Here is a 20983-nt window from a genome sequence, read left to right on the forward strand (position 1 = left end):
CGAACAAGGAGGTGCCACCCATATGAAACTTCATGAGTTAAAACCAGCAGAAGGTTCACGTAAAGTACGTAACCGCGTTGGTCGTGGTATCGGTTCTGGTAACGGTAAAACTTCTGGTAAAGGTCATAAAGGTCAAAACGCTCGTTCTGGCGGCGGCGTTCGCCCAGGATTTGAGGGGGGTCAAAACCCACTATTCCGTCGTTTACCTAAACGTGGCTTTACGAACATTAACCGTAAAGAATACGCTATCGTTAACCTTGATGCATTAAACCGTTTTGAAGATGGTGCAGAAGTAACACCTGCATTATTATTAGAAACTGGTATCGTGAGCAATGAAAAAGCTGGAATCAAAATTCTAGGTCATGGTACTGTAAACGTTAAGCTTACAGTTAAAGCTCACAAATTCTCAGCTTCTGCTAAAGAAGCAATTGAGAACGCTGGCGGAACTACTGAGGTGATCTAATGTTTCAGACGATCTCTAACTTTATGCGCGTTCGAGATATACGAAATAAAATCATCTTTACACTATTAATGTTAATCGTTTATCGTATCGGGACATTTATCCCGGTACCAAACGTTGACGCTAATGTATTAAAGGCAACTGATGAGTTTAACTTAGTTGGTTTCCTTAATACGTTTGGCGGTGGTGCATTAGCAAACTTCTCGATCTTTGCGATGGGGATTATGCCTTATATCACAGCCTCAATCATTGTTCAGTTATTACAAATGGATGTCGTGCCTAAGTTTTCAGAATGGGCGAAACAAGGTGATGTTGGGCGACGTAAACTTGCTCAATTCACACGTTACTTCACGATCGTATTAGCCTTTATTCAATCTTTTGCAATGAGCTTTGGTTTCAACCAGTTCTATGGTGGATCATTGATTACAGATACTAGTACCCAATCGTACTTAACGATTGCTGTTGTGTTAACAGCAGGTACAGCTTTCTTACTTTGGTTATCTGAACAAATTACTGCACATGGTGTTGGTAATGGTATTTCAATCATTATCTTCGCTGGTATCGTTGCTGCGATGCCTAATGTAGTAAACCAAATTTATGCACAACAAATTGAAGGAGCAGGAGAGCAGTTATTCATTAACATCGCAATCTTGGCTTTATTAGTTTTAGTGCTACTTGCAGTTATTGTAGGGGTTATTTACATCCAACAAGCGTTGCGTAAAATTCCAATTCAATATGCAAAACGAGTTGCAGGGAACTCACCTAAAATTGGTGCTCAGCAAACGCACTTACCGTTAAAAGTAAATGCTGCAGGGGTTATTCCGGTAATCTTCTCGGTAGCGTTTATGGTAACACCACGAACTTTAGCGACGTTCTTTGGCGATAATAATGTAACAGCGTTTATTACGAACACATTTGATTATACAAAACCTGTTGGGATGTTAATCTATGTTACATTAATCGTTGCGTTTACATATTTCTATGCGTTCATTCAAGTGAACCCAGAAAATGTAGCGGACAACTTGAAAAAGCAAGGTGCGTATATCCCGGGTATTCGCCCAGGTAATGACACTCAAGCTTATTTAACAAAAGTACTTTATCGATTAACATTCGTTGGTTCTATTTTCTTAGTAGTTATTTCGGTTATGCCAATTTTATTCATTAACTTTATGAACCTGCCAGCTTCGGCTCAAATCGGGGGAACAAGTATGATTATCGTAGTTGGTGTAGCGTTAGAAACGATGAAACAATTAGAGTCTCAACTAGTGAAACGTCATTATAAAGGCTTTATGAAATAATGCAGGTTTAGGAAACAACTTCGTTTCCTTGCCAGCATAGTTTTGAAGGGGAGCATTCGTATGAATATCGTTTTAATGGGTCTACCAGGTGCCGGTAAAGGTACTCAGGCTGACAAAATTGTTGAGAAGTACGCAATCCCTCATATTTCTACTGGCGATATGTTCCGTGCTGCCATTAAAGAAGGCACAGAACTTGGTTTACAAGCTAAATCGTTTATGGATCAAGGGGCTTTAGTTCCTGATGAAGTAACGATTGGCATCGTTCGCGAGCGTCTTTCACAAGCTGATTGCGAAAAAGGATTCTTATTAGATGGATTTCCTCGTACAGTTCCTCAAGCTGAAGCTTTAGATAGCATCCTTGAAGAATTAGGTCGTCCAGTTGAGCATACGATTAATGTTCAAGTTGAAAAAGATGAGTTAATCGCACGTCTAAGTGGTCGTCGCATTTGTAAAACTTGCGGTACATCTTATCACTTAGTTTTCAATCCTCCACAAGAGGAAGGGAAATGTGACAAAGATGGTGGCGAGCTATACACTCGTGCGGATGACAATCCTGAAACTGTAGCTAACCGTCTGGAAGTAAATATGAACCAAGCGCAACCTTTACTTGATTTCTATAAAGCAAAGGATGTACTTACAAATATTAATGGACAGCAAGAAATTTCAAAAGTATTTGCTGATCTTGATGCTCTATTGCAGGGCAGCCGCAGCTGATATCCGTCCGGGCGCTAGACAGCTTCCGCGGTAGTCATGCGGAGGCAACAACGAAACATAATTTTTTGAGAGTTGCAAAAGCATATTATGCCCGGTATATACTACTAAGGTTGAGCATTTTTATAGTGTGATGACATCTTGGTAACGTATAATGGGTTTCGTGGAAGCATCTGTGTAACGGGTATGAATCTCTCATCAAGACATTCCGGCTATCGTGTTAACATAAAGGGATGCGGTTCTTAAAAGAATCTGTTTTTCCATGGATTGTGTGAAGCGAAACCAGACGAGCGTCTTATTGTACATCTCTCATGCAATCCAAAACATATGTTGAAACGAGTTGTTTCTTACTTTATTTAGAAGAAAAACAGTTGGAAGAGCTCGCATGAGTTTTTTGACACTAACATATAGAAGGGAGACTTGGAAGATGGCGAAAGACGATGTAATTGAAGTCGAAGGGACAGTTGTTGAGACTTTGCCAAACGCGATGTTTAAGGTAGAATTAGAAAATGGGCACACTGTGCTTGCACACGTTTCTGGAAAGATTCGTATGCACTTTATCCGTATCCTACCTGGAGATAAGGTTACTATTGAGTTATCTCCTTATGATTTAACTCGCGGTCGTATCACATACCGTTTTAAATAATCTTTTGCACTCCGGACTATTAAGGAGGTTAGGTTAGATGAAAGTGAGACCATCTGTGAAACCGATCTGCGAAAAATGTAAAGTAATTCGCCGACGCGGTAAAGTAATGGTAATCTGTGAAAATCCTAAACACAAACAAAAACAAGGATAATTAATCAAGGAGGTGCACTAACGAATGGCACGTATTGCTGGTGTTGACATTCCTCGCGACAAACGCGTTGTAATCTCATTAACTTACATCTACGGTGTAGGTAAAACGACTTCTTCAAAAGTATTAGCTGCTGCAGGTATTGACGAAAGTACTCGCGTAAAAGACTTAACAGAAGATCAATTAAACCTAATCCGTGAACAATTAGCTTCATACAAAACTGAAGGTGACTTACGTCGTGAAGTTTCTTTAAACATCAAACGTTTAATGGAAATCGCTTCATTCCGTGGTATCCGTCACCGTCGTGGTTTACCAGTTCGTGGTCAAAACACGAAAAACAACGCTCGTACGCGTAAAGGTCCTCGTAAGACTGTAGCGAACAAGAAAAAATAATTAAGTAAAGGAGGTTCCTTCTTAACATGGCTCGTAAACAACAAACTCGTAAACGTCGTGTGAAAAAGAATATCGAAAACGGTATTGCACACATCCGTTCTACATTTAACAATACAATCGTAACGATCACTGATGCGCAAGGTAACGCGTTATCATGGTCTTCAGCTGGTGCTTTAGGTTTCCGTGGTTCACGTAAATCTACTCCATTCGCAGCTCAAATGGCTGCTGAAACAGCTGCAAAAACTTCTATGGAGCACGGTTTAAAGTCTCTAGAAGTTACAGTTAAAGGTCCTGGTTCAGGTCGTGAAGCTGCAATTCGTGCACTTCAAGCGGCTGGATTAGAAGTAACTGCTATTAAAGACGTTACTCCAGTTCCACATAACGGTTGCCGTCCGCCAAAACGTCGTCGTGTGTAATAGGTGAAAATTAGGGGTATAATTACTTCTAGTTACATCATGTTACTTGTACAATAAGTCTTGTGCATTATAAAATCTAACTTAGATTAACAACTATGATGGTATAACCTATACATTAGATGTTTTGAAGGAGGGTAAATTGGAATGATCGAAATTGAAAAACCAAAGATTGAAACAGTGGAGATTAGCGAAGATGCCAAATACGGCAAATTTGTTGTAGAACCGCTTGAACGCGGATATGGTAATACTTTGGGGAATTCTTTACGTCGTATCCTTCTGTCTTCTTTACCTGGAGCTGCTGTAACATCAATTCAAATTGATGGCGTATTACACGAATTCTCAACTGTAGAAGGCGTTGTAGAAGATGTTGCTTCAATCATCTTAAACGTGAAAAAGCTAGCTTTAAAAATCTACTCTGACGAAGAAAAAGTTATTGAGATTGATGTAAAGGGTGACGGTACGGTTACTGCTGCTGACATTACACATGACAGCGATGTAGAAATTTTAAACCCAGACCTATATATCGCAACGATCGCTAAAAACGGACATTTACGTATGCGTATGTACGCTCAACGTGGCCGTGGTTATACTCCTGCTGATCAAAACAAACGTGAGGATCTTCCTATCGGCGTGATCCCGATCGACTCTATTTACACTCCAGTTTCACGCGTCAACTTCCAAGTAGAGAACACTCGTGTTGGACAAAATTCTGACTACGACAAGTTATCACTTGATGTATGGACAGATGGAAGCATCGGTCCTAAAGAGGCGATTTCGCTTGGAGCGAAAATTTTAACTGAACACTTAAATATCTTTGTAGGCATGACTAATGAGGCACAAACTGCTGAAATCATGGTCGAAAAAGAAGAAGATCAAAAAGAAAAAGTATTAGAGATGACTATCGAAGAGCTTGATCTTTCTGTTCGTTCTTATAACTGCTTAAAGCGTGCTGGTATCAATACGGTATTAGAATTAGCTAATAAGTCAGAAGATGACATGATGAAGGTTCGTAACCTTGGTCGCAAGTCTTTAGAAGAAGTTAAGCATAAGTTAGAAGAGCTTGGTTTAGGATTACGTAAAGAAGACTAAGCGAAGAACTATAAAATTTAGCTAGATCAGATATATTTTAAAAGGAGGTAAACGTCCATGGGTTACAGAAAACTTGGTCGTACAAGTTCTCAACGTAAAGCATTATTACGTGACTTAGCTACTGATTTAATTATCAACGAGCGCATCGAAACAACAGAAGCGCGTGCTAAAGAAACTCGTAAAGCTGTTGAGAAAATGATTACTTTAGGTAAACGCGGTGATTTACACGCTCGTCGTCAAGCGGCAGCATTCATCCGTCGTGAGCTAGTAACAGTTGGTGAAGGCGAAGAAGAGAAAACTGTTTTCGCACTTCAAAAACTATTTGATGATATCGCACCTCGTTATGCGGAGCGTCAAGGTGGTTACACGCGTATCCTTAAAGTAGGTCCTCGTCGTGGAGACGGCGCACCAGTAGTAGTTATCGAATTAGTTTAATTCTTAACATACGGGTGAGAGGGGTGTCCGGTTCACCGGTTGAACCCGCACCCCTCTTTTTTAACTTCTTACAGTTTACTGAAAAGAAGTAATTGATTTATACGACAATAATTAAGCTGAGCGTTATGATGAGCGATAAGGTAACTTAGGTGTCTCGTTTAGCTCTCCGCACCTCATTCAACAAATATCAGGGCTTGAGCACCCAGGTGTTTTGTAAATGTAACGACAAGCGCATTTCTCTGAATGAGGTGCGCGCTTTTTTATTTTTGGAATGAAGGATTGAGCCCCTCAATTCCAATACATATGCAAACATAAAGTACGTTTAAATAGGTGGCCATTTGCGGCAAAACTTGTTTGAAAACGTGCTTTATTTTTATATATGTCGATAGTATTTGTTATTTCCTGGGCAATAGAAGCCTCAAATTGAATAGATGATAAACGGGAAGGAGCTTCACAAGACGATGACGGATGAGATTTTATCATTTAACAATGTGACATTTTCTTATACACCGGATGACGTGAAAGTACGTAACGCTGTGGAAGATGTGACGTTTTCAATCAATAAAGGGGAATGGATTGCGATTGTCGGACACAATGGTTCAGGTAAATCGACGATAGCTAAGCTAATGAGTGGTTTGTTATTCCCTCAGCAAGGCGAGATACGTATTAAGCGTGATGTGTTAACGGAAGAAAATATTTGGGACATCCGTGCACAAATGGGTATGGTGTTTCAAAATCCAGATAACCAATTCGTCGGTGCTACGGTGCAAGATGATGTCGCGTTTTCATTAGAAAATAATGGCGTACCCCATGAAGAAATGGTACAGCGTGTAAAGGAAGCCCTACAGCAAGTAAAAATGGAAGGCTATATCAACCACGAGCCGCATCATTTATCAGGTGGTCAAAAGCAGCGTGTCGCGATTGCAGGGGCATTAGCGATGAAGCCTCAAATATTAATTTTAGATGAGGCGACTTCGATGTTGGACCCACAAGGGCGTGAAGAAGTACTAACGATCGTTCAAGCGCTTCGTGAAGAAATTGGCTTAACTGTATTAGCGATTACGCATGATTTAGAAGAGGCAATGTTAGCAGATCGCATTATTTTTATGAATGAAGGCAAAAAGTATGCGCAAGGCACACCGTCAGAAATTTTTGCATTAGGAGAAGCGCTTGTGAAGTTTGGGCTCGATCTACCGTTTGCGATGAAAATGACAAACCTCTTACAAGCACATGGTATACAGCTTGTGGGGAAACATATGACAGAAGAAGAGCTGGTGAATGATTTATGGACATCCAACTTCAACAAGTAAGCTATGCCTACTCGAAGGGCACACCGTTTGAAAAGTATGCATTGCATGATGTGAACTTATCGATTAAAAGTGGTACATATCAAGCCATTATTGGACACACGGGTTCTGGTAAGTCGACGATATTGCAGCATTTTAATGGGTTATTAAAGCCATCAGAAGGTACAGTGAGAATTGGCGACCGCATAATTGAGGCCGAAAAAAAAGCGAAAGACTTAAAATCAATTCGTCAAAAGGTAGGTATTGTTTTTCAGTTCCCTGAGCATCAATTATTTGAAGAAACGGTTTTAAAGGATATTATGTTTGGACCTATGAATTTCGGTGTTTCACAACAAGAGGCCGAAAAACGGGCACGAAGTCTAATTACGCTTGTAGGCTTACCAGAAAGCATTTTAGAAAAGTCGCCGTTTGATTTATCAGGAGGGCAAATGCGTCGTGTGGCGATTGCAGGAGTACTTGCAATGGAGCCAGAAGTCATCGTTTTAGACGAACCAACTGCTGGGCTTGATCCTCGTGGTCAAAAAGAGATTATGGGCTTATTTTATGAATTACATCAAAAAAAGAGTTTAACGACAATTCTCGTAACGCACAGTATGGAAGACGCGGCACGTTATGCTGATCAAGTGGCCATCATGCATGAAGGTAGCTGTGTATTAATTGGTGAGCCACGGGATATTTTTGGAGATGAACAGTTACTTGCAAAATATCATTTAGAGCCACCACGTGTAGTAAAATTCCAGCGCCAAGTAGAGAAAATGATAGGGAAGCAACTTGTTAAAACATGCTTAACGGAAGAAGAGTTGGCACTTGAAATTGGCCATACTGTTCGAAAGGGGCGTGATGAGGCATGATGGAAAAAATGATTTTTGGTCGTTACATTCCAGGGGAGTCATTTGTACATAAGCTGGATCCACGTTCAAAATTGTTATTTGTCTTTGCGTTTATTATTGTCGTGTTTTTAGCAAACAATGTCATGACATATGCGATTTTATTGGCCTTAACGCTTTTTGTTATAATGCTATCTAAAATCCGTTTGTACTTTTTAATTAACGGGCTCAAGCCAGTCATCTTTTTAATGATGTTCACCCTGATTTTGCATTTACTAATGACAAAAGAGGGAGCGGTTATTTTAGATTTAGGCTTTATGAAAATTTATGAAGAGGGCTTGCGTCAAGGGGTGTTCATTTCGATGCGCTTCTTAATGCTCGTATTTATGACGTCGATATTAACGTTAACGACTTCACCTATTTCGATAACAGACGGGCTAGAGACATTATTGAATCCGTTTAAACGTTTCAAACTGCCGGTGCATGAGCTAGCGTTAATGATGTCGATTTCATTGCGCTTTATTCCTACATTGATGGATGAAACAGATAAAATTATGAAGGCACAGATGGCACGTGGCTCGGATTTAAGTGCTGGGCCAATAAAAGATCGTTTAAAGGCGGTTGTGCCACTTTTAGTACCACTATTTGTCAGTGCGTTTAAGCGTGCAGAAGATTTAGCAACAGCGATGGAAGTACGTGGCTATCGTGGTGGTGAGGGGCGTACGAAATATCGTCAGCTAAAATGGATGGCGAAAGACACAATCAGTTTAGCGCTACTTGTGGCAGTTGCCGTTGTGCTATTTATGCTACGTAGCTAGGAGAATCATGATGAGACTAAGAGCAACGATTAGCTATGATGGTACGCTGTTTGCTGGCTATCAAGTGCAGCCGGGCGAGCGTACCGTTCAGCTTGAAATCGAAAAAGTATTAGCGAAGATGCATAAGGGCGATATCGTGAAAATTACAGCAAGTGGTCGTACCGATGCACGTGTACATGCGACTGGCCAGGTTATTCATTTTGATACGCCACTTCAGATTCCTGTTGAAAAGTATCAGAAGGCATTAAATGTGCAGCTACCGCGTGATATTCGTGTATTAACGGTGGAACAAGTTGCGGATGATTTTCACGCGCGCTACGATGTGTCAGGCAAGCGCTATCGTTATATTTGGGACTGTAGCGCTGTACAAAGCCCGTTTCGTCGTCATTACACAATTGAGGCAAATGGTATTGAGCCTAATGTAGAAGCGATGCAACGTGCGGCTGGTGCCATTATCGGTACACATGATTTTAGCTGCTTTTGCGCGGCGAATACGAGTGTCGTTGATAAGGTGCGTACGGTGCACGGGTTAGAGCTTGCTTGGCACGGCCAAGAACTTCATATGACAATCTCAGGTACAGGCTTCTTGTACAATATGGTACGCATTATTGCCGGCACGTTGTGGGAAGTAGGTACGGGGCGTCGTGATGTAGATTCTGTTGCACAGGCAATTGTTTCAATGGACCGTGCAATTGCTGGTAAAACAGCGCCTGCACATGGCTTATATTTAGAACAAGTTTTTTATGAATAAATGAAAAATTTTTTTCGAGAAATAGTGTTTTTATATATAAAAATGATCGAAAAAGGCACTACAAAAGGTGTTAACAACATCTCCAGGTGTTCAATTAAATATCTTGACTTATGAATGTGGTTATTATATGATGATGTATGGTATTTTCATTACCACCACAAAATAAGCCCCGAAAACTTATAAGTGTATATAATGAAAAATAACGGTAATTTTATATCGATTAGGAGGATACAAACATGCGCACAACTTTCATGGCTAAAGGTCAAGAAGTAGAACGTAAATGGTTAGTAGTTGACGCAGAAGGCCAAACATTAGGTCGTTTAGCTTCTGAAGTAGCTTCTATCTTACGCGGTAAACATAAACCAACTTTTACACCAAACGTTGACACAGGTGATCACGTAATCATCATCAACGCGGACAAAATTGAGTTAACAGGTAACAAATTACAAAAGAAAATTTACTACCGTCACACTCAATTCTCTGGTGGTTTAAAACAACGTACAGCTGGAGAAATGAAAGAAAAGTACCCAACTCAAATGCTAGAATTAGCAATCAAAGGTATGCTTCCAAAGAACTCTTTAGGTCGTCAAATGTTTGGTAAATTAAACGTTTACACTGGTTCTGAGCATCCACATGCTGCACAAAAACCAGAAGCTTACGAGCTACGTGGTTAATAAATAAATTACAATAGGAGGAAATAACTTTGGCACAAGTACAATACATCGGCACAGGTCGCCGTAAAAGCTCAACTGCTCGCGTACGTTTAGTACCAGGCGAAGGTAAAGTAGTAATCAACAACCGTGATGTTGCAGATTACCTACCATACGAAACTTTACACTTAATCATCAACCAACCATTAGAAGCAACTGAAACTAAAGGTTCTTATGACGTTCACGTTAACGTAAACGGTGGTGGATTCACAGGTCAAGCTGGAGCAATCCGTCACGGTATCGCTCGTGCATTATTACAAGTTGACCCAGACTTCCGTTCAGCTTTAAAAGCTGCAGGTCTATTAACTCGTGACTCTCGCATGAAAGAACGTAAAAAACCAGGTTTACGCGGCGCTCGTCGTGCACCTCAGTTCTCAAAACGTTAATCATACGATTATATCAGCGTTTTTCAAAACCCTTTCTCGTTTATTCGGGAGAGGGTTTTTTTCTTTTGGATTCTAAAAAGTTGGAGAAGGGTTAGGAAAGTATAAATTTTTTAGTATAATCTACATATGGAAAAACACAACTCGCGTTATTTTCGCGCGAGTTGTGTTTTGCTGAATTCTTCTACGTATTTGCAAAGCCTTCATTGGCATCAAGCACACCTTTTAACTTCGTAATCATTAACTGCTTTCCCTGAAGCCATGCATCCAAATCAAAGAGTACCGGCAATGCATTACCACCAAGCGCAAAAATAGCCTTACGCTCACTTGGTAGATAACCAGCAGTATGGAGTGTACCGTCCCAAGCCCCATATTTTGTTGCAAACACACCTCGTTCAATCCCGTTCATTAATTTAAAGGCTTCTTGTGTTGTTAGCTCGTTCTGTTGTGCATCTGAAATGAATTGTTCACGCGCAAGTGAGTCTTCCATTCGGTAACGGTTTTCTTCTAGCAGAATATTAAAATGATTTGTACAGGCAATATTTTCACGGACGGCAATATGACGGGGGGATGCCTCGACGATTTTTGAGTTCCCAGTTGCATCGAGTAATACATAGTTAAATGAATGTTTGTGTGGAATGTCGTGTAGTAGCCCAATAGCACTGTCTACTGATTCACAACGCTCAAGTAGTATGCGACCGATCATATTACAAACAAAGCCGTCACCGTTGTTTTTGGTATTGACGAAATTATAGCCAATTGCTAACCCTTTTTCGTTTAAACCGTCCATTCGCCCGGTGACTTGCATTGTTGGTCCCATGGATGCAAAACCTGAATCCGTTGGGGCAAAGAACACAAAGCGTCCATCGTAAGAGCTTGGTGCATTATCGTAATTACGAATCATGTAGCGAGGGTTAGTAGTAATCGAGCAGCCACTCTTGATGTTGGCATAGTAGCCGGCGAAGTGCAATAGTGCTTGTTTTTCGGTGAAGGCTAGCGCATAGGCAAGCCCCTCAATTTCATCCGTGATGTGCGGTGCAAATGTATTCAATAAGTGTTTGATATGTGGTGCATCTACGGTGAACTTTTGTGTGAAGCGTTTGTACATCGATTCCCGATTTTTTAAAAGAGGCGACTGTTTTAATAGCTCACCTTGATAAACACCAAAATTATAATGTGAACCTTTAAATTGTAGGATATCACTCGTAACTTTTTTCATTGGAAACTCCTTAATAAAAGTCATTATATGTATCGTAGCCTTTTTGAGATAAAGGCGCAAAAAAAGCACTCTCGTTTGAGAAAGTGCTTTCATAAAAGGGCAAAAAATTAATGGTTAACTTCTCCAAGATTGAGTAGCTTTTGTCCAATTTTATTGATGCTTGTGTAGCCTTCACTCATTTCGTGCATACTCGCTGTGTATTCTTCAGTGAACGATGAAATTTGTTTTGTATAGGCATTAATATGTTCAATTGAATCTGTAATATCCACAAGCTGCTTAGCAATATTGTTGGCGCTATCGGTACTATTTTGTGCCATTTTTTGGATTTCATTGGCGACAACGGCAAAGCCCCTACCATGTTCGCCAGAGCGAGCGGCCTCGATGGAAGCGTTTAAGCCTAAAATTTTCGAATGCATTGCGATATCCTTCACAGCATTTACAATGGAGTTAATTTGTTGGATATTCCCATTCATCAGCTCTGCGTATTGTGACAGCTCTTCGATACGATTTGAAACATCAGAACTAGCATGTGCAAGCTGTTCGGTAGTGGCCGACATTTCTTGTACAGCGGCGGAAAGTTCTTCTGCAACGATGCGCATATTGCTGACACGGAAGTTTGAAATAACCCCTGTTACAACTCCAACAACTTTTCCGTTATCAACGACGGGTACTGATGAAGCGATGTAAGGGAAGCCAAAACCTTCAGCACTGCGTTCTTCGCGCAAAATTTTGCCACTTCTCATCGCACGTACACTTGTTGTATTACGGTGCTGTTCTACGGTTTCGCTAAGCGTAATTTTTAAATCGACCTTTTTCCCTTGTTTGTAGCCAATGACTTTTTCCGTATCAAAAATCAATATACAGGCATCTTCGGGATATGTAGCTTGATAAAAATCAATTGAATCAACAATGACTTTTAATTTCGGATTCATCCTATTCACTCCTTCTATTTGAATAACCTTATTATCAAATAATTCGTTCAATCCCTGAATCCCCTCTACTATATACCAAATTATTATAAGTGGAAATGGGGGAGGTCAAATTTCTCTAATATTAGCTAATAGGTAATAATATTACTAGCAAAGTTGAATACGTTCGTATACAATTGTATTCAATAATGATTGGAAGTGTGAGGTGAATATTTATGCAACCAGAAGGAAGAGGACGACGTGGTGAAGGGGAATGCTCGCCACGCTATAAAGGGGCACAAACATTTCGGCGTGGGCGTGCGTTAGAATTTTATCGTCAGTTAGAAACAAAGCGCGATACATTAAAGAAACAGTTAGCAGTACCAGAATTGCAGTCGATTCATCCTGTTATTGCAGGGGAGTTAAAGGCTACAGAAGCGATTATGAATGATTTTGTTGCGCTATTCCAACTCAATGAATTTTTAGAAAATGCTCAACAGGAAGACTGAGGTTTTTAACTTGATTCAGCAAAATCTTTTGTTCCATAAGCAAACCCCGACTGAACAGGTGAACTTAGGCTAAGAACGCCGCATCGTGCGGCAACGCCTAAGTGACCAACATCGTGTTGGCCCAAGCCCCGGCGGATGTCACAGATTTTTTAGGGGAGTTTTTCAAGCGAGCTTGAAAAAAACCTGGACGCAATTACGCCGGCGTAATTGATATTAAGGAAGTGAACGGAATTTATGCAGGCAGTTAGGAAATTATCGAAGTATGTAAAGCCATATATTCTTTTTGCCATTATTGCACCGGTCATGATGCTTATCGAGGTTGGGATGGATTTATTACAACCAACCATTTTAAAGCATATTATTGACGATGGCATCGCAAAAGGTGATACGTCATATATCGTAAAAATGTTCGGTCTGATGCTAGCTACGTCATTGATTGGTCTGATTGGAGGTGTGGGATGCTCAATCTATGCCTCTCGAACAGCAGTCAATTTTTCGACGGATTTGCGTCATGACTTATATGAAACGATTACCTATTTCTCAAACAAAAGTAAGGACAAATTTACTCTTGGTAAACTGGTTACGAATTTAACGAGCGATATTGAAATGCTTCAGCGTGCGTTAACGATGCTGCTGAAAATTTTCGTGCGCGGTCCGATGATGTTTATCGGGGCGATTGTTATTGTTTTTATTACGGCGCGTGAGCTATTTCCGATTTTACTTGTAGTGGTGCCGATTTTAGCGTTTTTCATGTATTACTTTACAGCGCTTTCTGGAAAGTTGTTTTATAAAGTACAAAAGGTAGTCGATCTTGTAAATACGAAGGTACAAGAAAATTTAGCCGGTATTCGTGTTATTAAGGCATATAATCGCAAAGACCACCAAATCGAGCAGTTTGCAAATGTGAATACACAGTTGATGAAGCGTAGCATGATGGCCGACCAAATTATTGGGGTATTAGGGCCGCTTACAATGTTTATCGTCAACTTAGGAATTGTTGCTGCACTATGGATGGGTGCAATTAAGGTTGATAATAATACACTGCAAGTCGGTGTGATATTAGCGTTTATCAACTATTTAATGATGGTTATGCATGGCTTAACTAGCTCATCAAACGTCCTTATTCAATTAGCACGCGCGATTCCAAGCGCGGAGCGTATTGTCAAAGTACTGGAGGAGCAAACAGAGTTAACGAGTCCAAAAAATGTGGACAAGCATCTTATCAATGGTAGTGTGACTTTTGAAAACGTGCATTTTTCATATGTAAAAGAAACCGAAGCGGTATTAAAAAATATAAGCTTCCATGTGAATGCGGGCGAGACTGTTGGCATTATCGGCATGACGGGTAGTGGGAAGTCAACATTAGTGAAAATGCTACCAAGACTATTTGATGTCGATCGGGGCGTCGTCAAAATTGATGGTAGGAATATTAAAGACTACGATTTACAGTATTTACGCGCGGCTGTTGGTTATGCACCGCAAAAGGCAACACTGTTTTCAAAAACAATTGCTGAAAATTTACTTTACGGTAAAGCAGAAGCAACCGAGCAAGATATTTTAGAAGCGCTAGCAGCGGCCAATGCGCAAGAATTCGTTGATACATTACCAGCCCGTAACGAGCATGTGTTAACGCAAGGGGCAACGAATTTATCTGGAGGTCAAAAGCAGCGTCTTGCTATGGCACGTGCATTCATTCGCCAACCGCAACTATTAATTTTAGACGATGTCACAAGCGCGGTTGATAGCATTTCTGAGAAAACGATTCAAAATGCCATTACTTCCAAATTTGCGGCAGCCACGAAATTTATTGTGTCGTCAAAAATTTCATCGATTCGTCATGCAGATCAGATCTTCGTTATGGATGACGGGCAAATCGTTGCACAGGGTACGCATGAGGAGCTACTTAAAACGAGCCCATTGTATCAAGAAATGGCGAGAACGCAGGCGGAAAAAGGGGTGACTGTAGGTGAATAGACAACAAGGTGGACCTCCGTCACCAATGGCTAGGCAGGGGCGTTTAACAGGGCCGATTGTAAAGCCGAAAAATCAAAAGCAAACATTACTGCGTATTTGGGGTTACTTGCGTATTCAACGCGTTGAATTGATGACCGTTGTTGTATTCGTAATTATTAGTACGCTACTGAGCTTAATTGGTCCTTATATGATTGGGAAAACGATTGACGACTACATCGTGAAATTCAACGTATTAGGTGCAATTCGAATGGCGCTTATTTTGGCTGGTGTTTATACAGCATCGTCGTTTTTAACATGGGCGCAGCAATTTGTGATGATACGTGTGTCTCAAAAAACAATTCGTCGTTTGCGTCAGCAGTTATTTGAACAGTATCAGGCATTGCCATTGGCGTTTTTCGATCAAAAGCAGCAAGGCGATTTAATGAGCCGTATGACAAATGATATTGAAAACCTAAACGCAGCATTGTCTCAAAGTGTGATTCAAATTGTATCTAGCTTTTTAACGATCGTCGGGACGGCATTTGCGCTGTTTTATTTAGATTGGCGACTGGCACTTGTAACGTTAACGATCATTCCGTTAATCGTATGGGCGACGAAGCAAATTATTAAGCGTAGTAGTGTGAATTATAAGGAGCGTCAGCGTGATTTAGGGAATTTGAACGGCTATATTGAGGAAACGATTTCAAATGCTGATATTATTACGTTGTTCGGTAAAGAAAAAGCAACATTAGCTGAATTCAAAGTAGCAAATGAAAAGTTGCGCGGCTCTGCGATGCGTGCTGATATTATTTCGGGTTTTATGGGGCCAATCAATAACTTTATGAATAATTTAGGCTTAAGCCTAGTCATTGGTACGGGGGCAGTAATGGCGGTAACGAGCGGTCTGTCGATTGGTATTATTGCATCATTTGTAACGTATACACGTCAATTTTTCCGTCCGATTAACCAATTATCGAACTTACTGAATACTTTTCAGTCAGCAATTGCTGGTTCGGAGCGTGTGTTTGAAGTTTTAGACGAGGCTCGGGAAGTGGCAGATATCCCGAATGCGAAAGAAAAGGTGACATTAAAAGGTGATGTCACGTTCGAGCAAGTCCAGTTTGGCTATGAGCTGGACAAGCTAGTACTAAAAGGTATTGATTTTACAGCAAAAGCAGGGGAAACAATTGCCATTGTCGGCCCAACAGGTTCTGGGAAAACAACTATTATTCAGCTACTAACACGCTTTTACGATGCAACAGGTGGACGAATATTATTAGATGGCGAGCCGATTGCAAATTATAAAATGAACAATGTGCGCGACCATGTGGGCGTTGTACTGCAAGATACGTATTTATTTTCAGGGACTGTGCGTGAAAATATTCGATTTGGGAAGCTTAGTGCAACGGATGCTGAGGTAAAAGAGGCGGCGAAAATTGCCTATGCACACAATTTCATAAAATATTTACCAGAGCAGTATGATACCGTTCTGACGAGTGGTGGGTTGAATTTAAGTCAAGGGCAGCGTCAGTTAATCGCAATTGCACGAGCGATTTTAGAAGACCCAGATATTTTAATTTTAGATGAAGCGACTTCGAGTGTAGATACGATGACAGAGGTGCATATTCAAAAAGGCTTGAATAATTTAATGCAAGGACGCACAAGTTTCGTCATTGCACACCGCTTGAAGACAATTGAAAATGCCGATCAAATTTTAGTGATTCAAGATGGGGAAATTTTTGAACAAGGCAATCATGACTCATTAATGCAGGCACGTGGATTTTATGCATCACTGCAGCAGCAACTAATGGCAAACTAAATCAATTTGAATAAACGACCACCCTCTAGCGTATAGTAGGCAAAAAGGGCGGTGTTTTTTTGAGGCGTTGGCTTGCACTGATATTTGTAATGTTTTGTTCGATGATGGTCGTTGTTTATGAAACGAGCGCATCGGATAAACGATTTTTTTTGCCTGAGCCATTAGGTGGTATGAAAATTATGCTCGATGCAGGGCACGGTGGCTTAGATGGTGGTGCGTCGAATGGTGATGTAGTGGAAAAGGAAATTACGTTAGCAATAACAAATAAGGTAGCTCGGCAGCTGACACGTTTGGGTGCCGAAGTGATTTTAACGCGCACGACAGATGGAGACGTATTAAATGAACATGCACCAAATGAAGATTTCCCAACGAATCGTGAACGTAAAAAACAAGATATTTTCTTACGAGAGGCGTTAGTAAAGCAGCATGAGCCGGATTTATTTATTACGATTCATGCCAACGCTATCCCAAATAGTAAGTGGCGCGGTGCACAGGTGTTTTATCATAAATCTGGTCATGCGAGTAGCGAGGATTTAGCAAAGGCGATTCAGCAAACAATTCGTGAAACATTGGAAAACACGACACGCGAGGCATTGTCGATTAAGGAAGTGTATTTACTGAAGAAGGCTGAAGTACCCGCTGTATTAGTGGAGACAGGCTTTTTAAGTAATGAAGAGGAACGTAACTTACTTGCTAGTGAAAATTACCAAGACAAAATGGCATTTGCAATTGCACGCGGCATCGAAAATTACGTGCATGCATCATTCGACTAGGCAACATGTAATAACAATACGAAGCGATTATGATATACTAACTATAGAAATTTCATTCTAGGGGAGTGTTTGATGTGTTAAACGAGCAACAAGTCCGAGACCTATTAGGCGAATTACAAGATCCGTTTTTACATAAATTATTAGCAGAAACAAAAGGTGTAACAAACGTTTCAATTAAAGCAGAAAAAGAGCACGTAAGCGTTCGTATTGCGATTGCAAAAACAAATACGCCTGAGCAAATGCAACTTCAAATGAAAATTGTTGAGGTGCTAAAAGAGAATGGCGCGGCTTCTGTGGGGATTCGTTTTGAAGAGTTACCTCAAGAAGTATTACAAGAATTCCGCGGACAAGCAACAGAAGCGGAAGCACAAGATATTTTATCACCATTATCAAACGTGCAATTTATTTCGATTGCTTCGGGTAAAGGTGGCGTAGGAAAATCAACAGTATCGGTTAACATGGCAGTTGCTTTATCACGTTTAGGCAAAAAAGTGGGCTTAATCGATGCGGATATTTACGGTTTCTCTGTACCTGATATGATGGGTATTACAGAAATGCCAGTTGTAAAAGACGACCGTATTTACCCAGTAGAGCGTTTAGGCGTAAAAGTCATTTCTATGGGCTTCTTCGTAGAAAACAACGCACCAATTGTATGGCGCGGACCAATGCTAGGTAAAGTGTTAGATCAATTCTTCCGCGATGTTGATTGGGGCGATTTAGACTACTTACTATTAGACTTACCACCAGGTACAGGTGACGTAGCGCTTGATATTCACCAAATGCTACCGGCTTCAAAAGAGATTGTCGTAACAACGCCGCACCCAACAGCTGCATTCGTAGCAGCACGTGCAGGGGCAATGGCATTACAAACAAACCATGATATTTTAGGTGTTATCGAAAACATGGCTTGGTATGAAAATAAAGCTGGTGAAAAAGAGTTCGTATTCGGTCAAGGCGGCGGTCCGAAGCTTGCTGACGAATTACGTACTAAATTACTTGGACAAATTCCACTTGGTCAGCCTGATTGGACAGAGGAAGATTTTGCACCTTCAATATATGCAGCGGAACACCCAATAGGAAAAATTTATTTACAAATTGCTCAAGGCATTGTAGATTCATTAGCGAAATAAAGCTTTTATAAAGAGGCTCTTCATTGCGAAGACGCCTCTTCTTTTTTTGCACTAGACTCCCCTTCTTTTTTCTTTGAGTTGTCTTCTTGCGCGCCGCTGCTTTTCTTTACAAGCTCCTGCCATTTCGATTGTAAGAGTGGGTTTTCAATCGTTTCCATAACTACTTTTTCAAGTTCTTTCCGCATAACAGCACCCTTTAAAATTGTCTCGAGCTGTTTTTGCATATCGGGTTGACCAAAAAAGGAGGTTAAGTCTTCTTGGTAGGAGGCATCATTTAATAATTTTTTCATTAAATCCTCTTGTTGCTTTTGCATACTTTTAGCAAAAGTTTCTTGAAATTTTGGATCATCAAAGGTTGTCTTCCAAAAATCGGCTGCTTCTTTTGAGAGTAATGTTTCCTCAGTGGCTTTTTTGATTTCTTCAGTATTTAAAATGAGGAGCTCACGAAAGCTTTTATCTTCGAACAACTGACGAATGGCCTTTTTACCTTCCTCCGTTTGTATGGCATCGACCATAATTTTCTTCACTTCTTCATAGGAAAGTGTTGTTGATTTAGCATCACTACAGCCGGCGAGTGAAAGTGCAAGTATCAGCAAAATGAAAAAATGTCGCATCAAAATCCATCCTTTCCACATTGTAATAACAAAGCAAAATGACCTGAAGTGCTTTCATTTATTGTTCACAATTTTATAAAAATTATGTAATAAGCTTTAAGCAAGGTCGCTTTTTTATTATGGTGTTGTTAAAATATACAAGTGTATTAAAAAAATGGAGGTATGTTCGTGACGATACGAAACTGGGTTAAATTCGCTTTTTGGGCGTTGTTAATTGGTGGTTTAGTTAATGCAGTTGCCTCGTTAATAATTCGTTGGGACTTTTACCAACCATATTTAACGAACGGTGAGATTACCGAATTTTTGGCGGCAGTCATTTGGAATATTATTTTAGGATTTACGATGAGTGTGATGGCACAGGCTGGTTTCTTCGCATATTTGACATTACACCAAGTTGGGGTAAATATTTTTAGATCATTAACTTTGTGGAATTGGGTACAAGTAGTGTTAATTCTCGTAGTATTAGTAGATATTATTGTATTCCGTTTCGCTCCTGGTGCAGAAACAGCTGTTGACTGGATTATCTATGGTACTCTTCTTGTTGTTTTGGTGGGAGCAGCAATACTGACAGCCATCAAAAAAGTAAAGATGACTCAAAAACCACATGTATTCATTTCAACAATGTTCTTTATGATTGTTGTTACATCATTAGAGTGGATTATTGCATTAGTGGGACGCCAAGATAATATTGATGTATATGTAGCGCTATTATTATTCCCATTAGTAGCGGTTAATGCATTCCAAATTTTGATGTTGCCAAAATACAATTCGCAGTCAGAAGCAGATCGAAAAAAACTAGAAGAACGCCGCAAAGTAAGAAAAGAAACAACAAACGTGGCCAAAGTATAAGAAAAGGAATGTCCGAGAAGTAATTCTAGGACATTCCTTTTTTATGGTAAGCGTTTAGTTGCAATATCATAACCAAATAAATTTTGTTCTATTGATACAAATGGGTGGGTTTTTAGATATTGTTGTATTTCCTGGAAAGAAACCTCTTGTTCACGGTGTAAAGGGATGCTAATAAAATCGCCATCTACTATAGTAGTGTTTGGAGTAACAAAGGAATAAGTAGGGGCAACTAAATTGATACCGCGTTCATGTAAATTTTGTTGCATTGGTTCACCTATCGTATAATCTCGTGTAGCAAACCAAAGAGGCAATTGCTGAAAGTTTTTTTGGAAAATTGTAAGTTGACTATCTAATAGTGAATCATTTTCTTCATATTGACTTTGTGTAGAACCTAGCAAACCTAAAGGGATATTTCGTTCTATTAGTAGTTTTACCGCTTCCGGACTACGTAGTATCCAATCTGTATCTACTAAAAAGAGTGGATATGGTTTTGATAACGAAGCAACCCATTCCTCAAATCCTTCGTGAGAATAACTTACTTCAACAATTAAGCTAGCTCCATATTGACCTTTAGTAATAACTGTTGGTGCTTCTGTTAACTGAAAAACAGGTAAAATACTATTTTTTTCATCGAAATAAAAGAAAACAATAATCATACATAAAGCTAGTGATACCAATACTTTAAACATGTTGGAATACCCTCTTTCTATGTGTTAGAAACGTATTTCTATAAAAAACTTATGAAAAAGTGTTGACGATTATAACAATGCGATGTTACTATAAGTGAGTCGCCAAGAGATGACGCGACAAACGAAAT

25 protein-coding genes are annotated in these 20983 nt (G+C 40.1%); 21 read left to right on the top strand and 4 right to left on the bottom strand.

Going from position 1 to position 20983, the window contains the following annotated elements; all coding sequences use genetic code 11:
- The first annotated feature begins 22 nt into the window (after nucleotides 1-22).
- The 15 genes from rplO to rpsI all read left to right on the top strand — a co-directional run bounded on the left by rplO (nucleotide 23) and on the right by rpsI (nucleotide 10395).
- Nucleotides 23-463 carry a 50S ribosomal protein L15 gene (rplO, locus tag LZ480_RS17115; RefSeq protein ID WP_241370756.1) on the top strand — a complete coding sequence of 147 codons (441 nt, stop codon included), beginning with the start codon at nucleotides 23-25 and terminating at the stop codon, nucleotides 461-463.
- Complete coding sequence (gene secY, locus LZ480_RS17120) at nucleotides 463-1758, top strand: preprotein translocase subunit SecY (RefSeq protein ID WP_241370757.1); 1296 nt, start codon at nucleotides 463-465, stop codon at nucleotides 1756-1758. Before rplO ends, secY begins: the two co-directional genes overlap by 1 nt.
- Nucleotides 1759-1818: 60 nt before the next feature.
- On the top strand, nucleotides 1819-2472 hold the full coding sequence (locus LZ480_RS17125; RefSeq protein ID WP_241370758.1) for an adenylate kinase: 654 nt from the start codon (nucleotides 1819-1821) through the stop codon (nucleotides 2470-2472).
- Between the two features lie 424 nt (nucleotides 2473-2896).
- Entirely contained in the window at nucleotides 2897-3115 is a 219-nt protein-coding gene (gene infA / locus LZ480_RS17130) for a translation initiation factor IF-1 (RefSeq protein ID WP_016839390.1), read from the top strand.
- 37 nt (nucleotides 3116-3152) lie between these two features.
- Entirely contained in the window at nucleotides 3153-3266 is a 114-nt protein-coding gene (rpmJ, locus tag LZ480_RS17135) for a 50S ribosomal protein L36 (RefSeq protein WP_000868344.1), read from the top strand.
- A 24-nt stretch (nucleotides 3267-3290) separates the two neighbouring features.
- Complete coding sequence (gene rpsM, locus LZ480_RS17140; protein WP_241370759.1) at nucleotides 3291-3656, top strand: 30S ribosomal protein S13; 366 nt, start codon at nucleotides 3291-3293, stop codon at nucleotides 3654-3656.
- A gap of 26 nt (nucleotides 3657-3682) precedes the next feature.
- Complete coding sequence (rpsK, locus tag LZ480_RS17145; protein ID WP_241370760.1) at nucleotides 3683-4072, top strand: 30S ribosomal protein S11; 390 nt, start codon at nucleotides 3683-3685, stop codon at nucleotides 4070-4072.
- 144 nt (nucleotides 4073-4216) lie between these two features.
- Nucleotides 4217-5161: a DNA-directed RNA polymerase subunit alpha gene (locus LZ480_RS17150; protein WP_008406717.1), complete on the top strand. Its 945-nt coding sequence runs from the start codon at nucleotides 4217-4219 to the stop codon at nucleotides 5159-5161.
- Between the two features lie 57 nt (nucleotides 5162-5218).
- Nucleotides 5219-5596 (top strand): 50S ribosomal protein L17, encoded by a 378-nt coding sequence (gene rplQ, locus LZ480_RS17155; protein WP_008406715.1) that lies wholly within the window; start codon nucleotides 5219-5221, stop codon nucleotides 5594-5596.
- 461 nt (nucleotides 5597-6057) lie between these two features.
- Complete coding sequence (locus tag LZ480_RS17160; RefSeq protein WP_241370761.1) at nucleotides 6058-6906, top strand: energy-coupling factor ABC transporter ATP-binding protein; 849 nt, start codon at nucleotides 6058-6060, stop codon at nucleotides 6904-6906.
- On the top strand, nucleotides 6882-7754 hold the full coding sequence (locus tag LZ480_RS17165) for an energy-coupling factor ABC transporter ATP-binding protein (RefSeq protein ID WP_241370762.1): 873 nt from the start codon (nucleotides 6882-6884) through the stop codon (nucleotides 7752-7754). Before LZ480_RS17160 ends, LZ480_RS17165 begins: the two co-directional genes overlap by 25 nt.
- Complete coding sequence (locus tag LZ480_RS17170; RefSeq protein WP_241370763.1) at nucleotides 7751-8548, top strand: energy-coupling factor transporter transmembrane component T family protein; 798 nt, start codon at nucleotides 7751-7753, stop codon at nucleotides 8546-8548. Before LZ480_RS17165 ends, LZ480_RS17170 begins: the two co-directional genes overlap by 4 nt.
- Before the next feature lie 7 nt (nucleotides 8549-8555).
- Nucleotides 8556-9299, top strand: coding sequence for a tRNA pseudouridine(38-40) synthase TruA (truA, locus tag LZ480_RS17175; protein ID WP_241370764.1), 744 nt, complete (start codon nucleotides 8556-8558; stop codon nucleotides 9297-9299).
- Nucleotides 9300-9535: 236 nt separating this feature from the next.
- Nucleotides 9536-9973 carry a 50S ribosomal protein L13 gene (gene rplM / locus LZ480_RS17180; RefSeq protein WP_241370765.1) on the top strand — a complete coding sequence of 146 codons (438 nt, stop codon included), beginning with the start codon at nucleotides 9536-9538 and terminating at the stop codon, nucleotides 9971-9973.
- A gap of 29 nt (nucleotides 9974-10002) precedes the next feature.
- Nucleotides 10003-10395, top strand: a complete 393-nt coding sequence (rpsI, locus tag LZ480_RS17185; RefSeq protein WP_241370766.1) for a 30S ribosomal protein S9 — start codon at nucleotides 10003-10005, stop codon at nucleotides 10393-10395.
- Between the two features lie 181 nt (nucleotides 10396-10576).
- On the opposite strand, the gene LZ480_RS17190 is transcribed toward rpsI, so the two are convergent.
- Together LZ480_RS17190 and LZ480_RS17195 are read right to left on the bottom strand one after the other, a co-directional pair.
- Nucleotides 10577-11611 carry a C45 family autoproteolytic acyltransferase/hydolase gene (locus LZ480_RS17190; RefSeq protein ID WP_241370767.1) on the bottom strand — a complete coding sequence of 345 codons (1035 nt, stop codon included), beginning with the start codon at nucleotides 11609-11611 and terminating at the stop codon, nucleotides 10577-10579.
- 107 nt (nucleotides 11612-11718) lie between these two features.
- On the bottom strand, nucleotides 11719-12543 hold the full coding sequence (locus tag LZ480_RS17195; RefSeq protein WP_241370768.1) for a methyl-accepting chemotaxis protein: 825 nt from the start codon (nucleotides 12541-12543) through the stop codon (nucleotides 11719-11721).
- A 212-nt stretch (nucleotides 12544-12755) separates the two neighbouring features.
- Between LZ480_RS17195 and LZ480_RS17200 the strand changes: the two genes are divergently transcribed.
- The 5 genes from LZ480_RS17200 (at nucleotide 12756) to LZ480_RS17220 (ending at nucleotide 18703) form a co-directional block, all read left to right on the top strand.
- Nucleotides 12756-13028, top strand: a complete 273-nt coding sequence (locus tag LZ480_RS17200) for a 2-keto-3-deoxygluconate kinase (RefSeq protein WP_241370769.1) — start codon at nucleotides 12756-12758, stop codon at nucleotides 13026-13028.
- Between the two features lie 234 nt (nucleotides 13029-13262).
- The gene (locus LZ480_RS17205; protein ID WP_241370770.1) at nucleotides 13263-15002 is read left to right on the top strand and encodes an ABC transporter ATP-binding protein; all 1740 of its coding nucleotides are present in this window, start codon (nucleotides 13263-13265) and stop codon (nucleotides 15000-15002) included.
- Between the two features lie 25 nt (nucleotides 15003-15027).
- Nucleotides 15028-16800 carry an ABC transporter ATP-binding protein gene (locus tag LZ480_RS17210; protein WP_241370786.1) on the top strand — a complete coding sequence of 591 codons (1773 nt, stop codon included), beginning with the start codon at nucleotides 15028-15030 and terminating at the stop codon, nucleotides 16798-16800.
- A 59-nt stretch (nucleotides 16801-16859) separates the two neighbouring features.
- The gene (locus tag LZ480_RS17215; protein WP_241370771.1) at nucleotides 16860-17573 is read left to right on the top strand and encodes an N-acetylmuramoyl-L-alanine amidase; all 714 of its coding nucleotides are present in this window, start codon (nucleotides 16860-16862) and stop codon (nucleotides 17571-17573) included.
- Between the two features lie 74 nt (nucleotides 17574-17647).
- Nucleotides 17648-18703, top strand: a complete 1056-nt coding sequence (locus LZ480_RS17220) for a P-loop NTPase (protein WP_241370772.1) — start codon at nucleotides 17648-17650, stop codon at nucleotides 18701-18703.
- A gap of 20 nt (nucleotides 18704-18723) precedes the next feature.
- Here the strand turns inward: LZ480_RS17220 and gerD are convergent, their stop codons facing one another.
- Nucleotides 18724-19317, bottom strand: coding sequence for a spore germination lipoprotein GerD (gene gerD, locus LZ480_RS17225; RefSeq protein ID WP_241370773.1), 594 nt, complete (start codon nucleotides 19315-19317; stop codon nucleotides 18724-18726).
- Between the two features lie 168 nt (nucleotides 19318-19485).
- Between gerD and LZ480_RS17230 the strand changes: the two genes are divergently transcribed.
- A complete protein-coding gene (locus tag LZ480_RS17230; RefSeq protein ID WP_241370774.1) occupies nucleotides 19486-20166 on the top strand; it encodes a KinB-signaling pathway activation protein in 681 nt (226 codons plus the stop codon).
- 41 nt (nucleotides 20167-20207) lie between these two features.
- Here the strand turns inward: LZ480_RS17230 and LZ480_RS17235 are convergent, their stop codons facing one another.
- Nucleotides 20208-20855 (bottom strand): hypothetical protein, encoded by a 648-nt coding sequence (locus LZ480_RS17235; RefSeq protein ID WP_241370775.1) that lies wholly within the window; start codon nucleotides 20853-20855, stop codon nucleotides 20208-20210.
- Between the last annotated feature and the right edge of the window lie 128 nt (nucleotides 20856-20983).

The sequence above is a fragment of the Solibacillus palustris genome (genome assembly GCF_022549215.1).
Classification (GTDB): domain Bacteria; phylum Bacillota; class Bacilli; order Bacillales_A; family Planococcaceae; genus Solibacillus; species Solibacillus daqui.

What these genes read in the sequence shown, in the direction of transcription:
- gerD (WP_241370773.1), bottom strand. Translation starts at nt 19,317, where the DNA reads ATGCGACATTTTTTCATTTTGCTGATACTTGCACTTTCACTCGCCGGC.
- LZ480_RS17125 (WP_241370758.1), top strand. Translation starts at nt 1,819, where the DNA reads ATGAATATCGTTTTAATGGGTCTACCAGGTGCCGGTAAAGGTACTCAG.
- LZ480_RS17150 (WP_008406717.1), top strand. Translation starts at nt 4,217, where the DNA reads ATGATCGAAATTGAAAAACCAAAGATTGAAACAGTGGAGATTAGCGAA.
- rplO (WP_241370756.1), top strand. Translation starts at nt 23, where the DNA reads ATGAAACTTCATGAGTTAAAACCAGCAGAAGGTTCACGTAAAGTACGT.
- rplM (WP_241370765.1), top strand. Translation starts at nt 9,536, where the DNA reads ATGCGCACAACTTTCATGGCTAAAGGTCAAGAAGTAGAACGTAAATGG.
- LZ480_RS17205 (WP_241370770.1), top strand. Translation starts at nt 13,263, where the DNA reads ATGCAGGCAGTTAGGAAATTATCGAAGTATGTAAAGCCATATATTCTT.
- rpsM (WP_241370759.1), top strand. Translation starts at nt 3,291, where the DNA reads ATGGCACGTATTGCTGGTGTTGACATTCCTCGCGACAAACGCGTTGTA.
- LZ480_RS17200 (WP_241370769.1), top strand. Translation starts at nt 12,756, where the DNA reads ATGCAACCAGAAGGAAGAGGACGACGTGGTGAAGGGGAATGCTCGCCA.
- rplQ (WP_008406715.1), top strand. Translation starts at nt 5,219, where the DNA reads ATGGGTTACAGAAAACTTGGTCGTACAAGTTCTCAACGTAAAGCATTA.
- LZ480_RS17195 (WP_241370768.1), bottom strand. Translation starts at nt 12,543, where the DNA reads ATGAATCCGAAATTAAAAGTCATTGTTGATTCAATTGATTTTTATCAA.
- secY (WP_241370757.1), top strand. Translation starts at nt 463, where the DNA reads ATGTTTCAGACGATCTCTAACTTTATGCGCGTTCGAGATATACGAAAT.
- LZ480_RS17190 (WP_241370767.1), bottom strand. Translation starts at nt 11,611, where the DNA reads ATGAAAAAAGTTACGAGTGATATCCTACAATTTAAAGGTTCACATTAT.
- LZ480_RS17170 (WP_241370763.1), top strand. Translation starts at nt 7,751, where the DNA reads ATGATGGAAAAAATGATTTTTGGTCGTTACATTCCAGGGGAGTCATTT.
- rpsK (WP_241370760.1), top strand. Translation starts at nt 3,683, where the DNA reads ATGGCTCGTAAACAACAAACTCGTAAACGTCGTGTGAAAAAGAATATC.
- LZ480_RS17160 (WP_241370761.1), top strand. Translation starts at nt 6,058, where the DNA reads ATGACGGATGAGATTTTATCATTTAACAATGTGACATTTTCTTATACA.
- LZ480_RS17235 (WP_241370775.1), bottom strand. Translation starts at nt 20,855, where the DNA reads ATGTTTAAAGTATTGGTATCACTAGCTTTATGTATGATTATTGTTTTC.
- infA (WP_016839390.1), top strand. Translation starts at nt 2,897, where the DNA reads ATGGCGAAAGACGATGTAATTGAAGTCGAAGGGACAGTTGTTGAGACT.
- rpmJ (WP_000868344.1), top strand. Translation starts at nt 3,153, where the DNA reads ATGAAAGTGAGACCATCTGTGAAACCGATCTGCGAAAAATGTAAAGTA.
- truA (WP_241370764.1), top strand. Translation starts at nt 8,556, where the DNA reads ATGATGAGACTAAGAGCAACGATTAGCTATGATGGTACGCTGTTTGCT.
- LZ480_RS17210 (WP_241370786.1), top strand. Translation starts at nt 15,028, where the DNA reads ATGGCTAGGCAGGGGCGTTTAACAGGGCCGATTGTAAAGCCGAAAAAT.
- LZ480_RS17165 (WP_241370762.1), top strand. Translation starts at nt 6,882, where the DNA reads ATGGACATCCAACTTCAACAAGTAAGCTATGCCTACTCGAAGGGCACA.